Genomic DNA, 4,218 nt, shown 5'->3' with positions numbered 1-4,218 from the left:
AGGTCACGCTGGCGCGGGAACGCGGGCTCGCCTACGACACCGACATGAGCCGGTTCGGGCTCGCCTGCGTCGCGGCGCCGGTGCGCGGGCCCTCGGGTGAGGTCGTCGCCGCGCTGGCGGGGACGATCGCCGAGCTCAACCGCCTGCCCGCGCTGGCGGAGGCGGTGCTGCGGGCGGCGGGCCTGGTGAGTGCCAACCTCACCAGGCTGCTCAGATCGCAGGGGGCCATGTCGCTGTGAGGTTCGGAGAGCCGTCAGGGCGTCGCCAAGGCAGTGGGGCGACACCCCGACGGCTCCTCCGGTGTTGTCCCGGAACGAGATTCAGACGTGTGCGATGCCGCCGCACCAGACTCGGGTGATGGCGCGGGTGGCGTGGATGTCGGCCAGCGGATCACCCTCCAGGAGAACGAGATCGGCGCGCATGCCGGGGGCGATCGCGCCGCGGTCGGGCAGGCCGAAGTGCTGGGCGGGCAGGGTGGTCGCGGCGCGCAAGGCCGCGGCCGCGGACAGGCCAGCGGTGACGAGCAGCTCCAGTTCACGGTGCAGCGAGTCTCCGTGCGGCGGCTGATACGGCACACCCGGCTCGCTGTTGGCGTCGCTGCCCGCGAGCACGGGCACGCCCGCGGCGTGCAGCGTGGCGACGCTGGCGAGGCAGTCGGCGAAGCCGAGCATGCCCAAAGCTTTTGCGATGCCTTGCATCATGACGAGGGTCGGCGCGGCGACCCGGTGCTCGGCCGCCATCCGGCGCACATCCTCCGCGGGTAGCTGACCGTCGGCGGGCACGTGCGTGACGATGTCGGCGCCGACGTCCAGGGCCAGGGTGTAGGCGCCCAAAGACGCTGCGTGCGCGACGATTCGCAGCTCCTGGGCGTGCGCCGCCGCGACGACCGCCTTGGCCGAGGCCTCGTCGGGGCCGCCCTCCCCCGGCGCCTCCAGCATGAGCTTGATGTAGTCCGAGCCGGCCGCGGCGCGCTCGGCGACCATCGCCTCGGCCTCGTCCGGGCCGTGGATGACCGCGTGCTCGGCCATGCCAGGGATTTGGGCGTGCAGGCCGCCCTCGCCGATGATCGGGGTTCCCGCGCTGCGGATGTCGGTGGTGCCCGGCCGGTCGCGCAGCGCCGCGAGCCGCTCGGGCGGCCAGGTGGTCATGTCGAGCGCCGTGGTCACGCCGTGCGCGGCGAGCCGGTCGAGCGACTCGATTCCCGACAGATGGACGTGCGCGTCGATGAGGCCGGGCAGCAGGATCGCGCCGTGGCCGTCGATGCCCTCGGCGCCGCCGGCGTCGGTGCCGATCACCGCCCCGTCGATCACCACCGTCGTCGGCTCGGTCAGGCCGTGGCCGTCGAAGACGCGAACGTTGTGCAGGGCGGTTTTGCCGATCGCTGGGGAGTCGACGGTCACGCAAGCCTCCGGTGCGGGGTGGTCCGTGCGGCGGCGGGGGTGCGACCGCTCGCTTGGGAACGTTAGTAGCCGACCGGGCATTTGTCCGCACACGAAGTGATAACGCACTGTTCTTGTTACAGCACTATCGGGTCACGCTCGCGCGCGCTCGGCTACTCGGCGATGCGCGCCCCGGTCACCGGATGGAACAGGTGCACCGCGGCGGGATCGGCCACGCTCAGGTGCACCGACTCGGCCAGTCGCGCGGGCGATCGGATCGCCGAGCGAGCGACGAACATGAACGACTCGCCGTCGAGTCCGGTGACCCCGGCGCCGGAAGGGCGCGCGTAGACATAGGATTCGCTGCCGAGCTCCTCGATCAGTTCGACGGTGGCCGCGAAACCGCCGCCGTCGCGGCGCAGTTCGAGTTGTTCGGGGCGGATGCCGACGGTGACCGTGTCGAGGCGCGCCTCGCCGAGCCGGGCCATCCGCTCGCGCGGCAATTCCAGTGTGCTACCGGCGATCTCGACGCCGGCCGGGACGATCGGGACGGTGCACAGGTTCATCGACGGCGAGCCGATGAACCCCGCGACGAACGCGGTGGCGGGGCGGTCGTAGAGCTCGGCGGGGGTGCTGAACTGTTGCAGCCTGCCGTCGCGCAGCACCGCGACGCGGTCGCCCATGGTCATCGCCTCGACCTGATCGTGGGTGACGTAGACGGTGGTGGTGCCCAGACGCCGTTGCAGCGCGGCGATCTGGGTGCGCGTCTGCACGCGCAGCTTGGCGTCGAGATTGCTCAACGGCTCGTCCATGCAGAACACCCTCGGCTCCCGGACGATGGCGCGGCCCATCGCGACCCGCTGCCGCTGCCCGCCGGACAGTTTCGCCGGTTTGCGGTCCAGGTACGGGGTGAGGCCGAGCAACTCGGCAGCCTCGGCGACGCGCCGCTTGCGTTCGGCCAGCGGCACTTTGAGCATCTTGAGCGCGAAACCCATGTTCTCCCCGACGGTCTTGTTCGGGTAGAGCGCGTAATTCTGGAAGACCATGGCGATGTCGCGATCCTTGGACGGGACGCCGACCATGTCGGCGCCGTCGATGCGGATCGATCCGCCGTCGATCTCCTCGAGACCCGCGAGCATGCGCAGCGCGGTCGACTTGCCGGAGCCGGAAGGCCCGACCAGAACGATGAATTCGCCGTCGGCGATGTCCAGGTCGAGCGAGTCGACCGCGAGGGTGTCCGCGCCGGGGTAGACGCAGGACGCCGAGTCGTAACGAATGGTGGCCATGGATGCTTCCTTACTTGATGGCGCCGAAGGAGAGACCGCGCACGAGCTTGTTCTGCGCGATCCAGCCGGCCAGGACGACGGGCAGCGCGGTGAGCACCGCGGCGGCGGACAGCCTGGCCCAGTACAGGCCCTCCCCCGTGATGAAGCCGACCAGGAACACCGGAATCGTCTGGGCCTGAACGGCGGTGAGGTTCACCGCGAAGAAGAACTCGTTCCACGAGAAAATGACGCAGATCAGCGCGGTCGCGGCGATGCCGGGCGAGACCAGCGGCAGGATCACCTCGCGCACGCCGGTCCAGGTGCTCGCGCCGTCCATGCTCGCCGCCTCGAGCAGTTCGCTGGGCACCTCGAGGAAGAACGAGCGCATCATCCACACCGCGATCGGCAAGTTCATTGCGGTGTAGAGGATGACGAGGGCCCAGATGTTGTCGAGCAGGCCGATATCGCCGACGATCACGTAGAGCGGCACGATCGCCGCGACCACCGGCAGCATCTTGGTGCCGATGAAGAAGAACAGCGCGTCCTGGGTGCGGCGCACCGGCCGCAGCGACAACGCGAAGGCGGCGGGCAGGCCGAGCAGGAGCACCAGGATCGTCGACACGGCGGTGGCGAAGGTGGAGTTCAGCAGCGTGGTGCCGATGCCGCTGTCGAGCACGGCCGAGAACTGGTCGAGGGTCGGGGTGAAGAACAGTTTCGGCGGGTCGGTGTAGGCGTCGCCCTCCTGCTTGAAGGCCGTCAGCACCATCCACAGCACCGGGAAGAAGAAGCCGATGCCGACCACCCAGGCCAGCACGCTCCAGAACATTCCAGGTCCGCCGCGGCGCCTGCGCACCGTGGGCTTGCGGCGCTCGGTTTGCTGCGGGGCATCCGCACCCGCTCGGCTCTCATGAGCGGGGGCTGCGCCAGTGTCGCTCATGCCGCCTCCTGTGTTTTGCGGGACACCCGCACCCGGTCGGCTCTCATGAGCGGGGCTGCGCCAGTGTCGCTCATGCCGCCTCCTCTTTTCCGGTGAAGGACTTGAACAGCAGCCGCAACGCGAGGGTGGCGACCACGGTGGTGGCGACGACGGTGACGACGCCCATCGCGGCGGCCTGGCCGATGTCGAAGCCGAGGAACGCGCGCTGATAGATGTAGAAGGGCAGGTTGGAGCTGGCGATGCCGGGGCCGCCCGAGGTCATCATGTACACCGCGTCGAAGGTGTTGACCAGGTAGATGGCGCCGAGCACCGCGCCGAGTTCGATGAACCGGCGCAGGTGCGGCAGCGTGAGCTCGCGGAAGACGGCGAAGGAGTTCGCGCCGTCCACCCGCGCGGCCTCCACGATGTCGCGTGGCATGGACTGCAGCCCGGCCAGGATGAGCAGCATCATGAACGGCGTCCACTGCCACACCAGATCCGCCATCACCGCGGGCAGCGGATACTTGCTCACCCAGTCGATCTGCCCGGCGCCGAAGGGTTTCAGCACGAAGTTCACCAGGCCGAAGACCGGGTCGAGCATGGTCGTCTTCCAAATGAGCGCGGCCGCAACGGGTGTCACCAGGAACGGGGTGATGAG

5 protein-coding genes are annotated in these 4,218 nt (G+C 69.5%); 1 reads left to right on the top strand and 4 read right to left on the bottom strand.

Annotated features, from left to right (window positions below; genetic code table 11):
* Positions 1–239: IclR family transcriptional regulator domain-containing protein (locus tag ON39_RS34545; protein ID WP_040740508.1), on the top strand; the 239-nt coding region annotated here is incomplete at its 5' end.
* An 81-nt stretch (positions 240–320) separates the two neighbouring features.
* On the opposite strand, the gene ON39_RS34540 is transcribed toward ON39_RS34545, so the two are convergent.
* The 4 genes from ON39_RS34540 to ON39_RS34525 all read right to left on the bottom strand — a co-directional run.
* Entirely contained in the window at positions 321–1,400 is a 1,080-nt protein-coding gene (locus ON39_RS34540; RefSeq protein ID WP_211336383.1) for an amidohydrolase family protein, read from the bottom strand.
* Between the two features lie 152 nt (positions 1,401–1,552).
* Positions 1,553–2,665 (bottom strand): ABC transporter ATP-binding protein, encoded by a 1,113-nt coding sequence (locus ON39_RS34535; RefSeq protein ID WP_040740507.1) that lies wholly within the window; start codon positions 2,663–2,665, stop codon positions 1,553–1,555.
* Positions 2,666–2,675: 10 nt separating this feature from the next.
* A complete protein-coding gene (locus tag ON39_RS34530) occupies positions 2,676–3,470 on the bottom strand; it encodes a carbohydrate ABC transporter permease (RefSeq protein WP_246003055.1) in 795 nt (264 codons plus the stop codon).
* A gap of 181 nt (positions 3,471–3,651) precedes the next feature.
* The coding region (locus tag ON39_RS34525) for a carbohydrate ABC transporter permease (protein ID WP_040740505.1) at positions 3,652–4,218 on the bottom strand (567 nt) is incomplete at its 5' end.

This window comes from Nocardia tenerifensis NBRC 101015 (assembly GCF_000308715.1).
Lineage (GTDB): Bacteria > Actinomycetota > Actinomycetes > Mycobacteriales > Mycobacteriaceae > Nocardia > Nocardia tenerifensis.
The sequence above is the reverse complement of the archived record's forward strand: the minus strand, read 5'-3'. Positions and strand labels throughout refer to the sequence as shown.

Bases quoted from the DNA above. Each gene is read 5' to 3' on its own strand.
- ON39_RS34530 (WP_246003055.1), bottom strand. From the start codon at position 3,470: ATGTTCTGGAGCGTGCTGGCCTGGGTGGTCGGCATCGGCTTCTTCTTC.
- ON39_RS34535 (WP_040740507.1), bottom strand. From the start codon at position 2,665: ATGGCCACCATTCGTTACGACTCGGCGTCCTGCGTCTACCCCGGCGCG.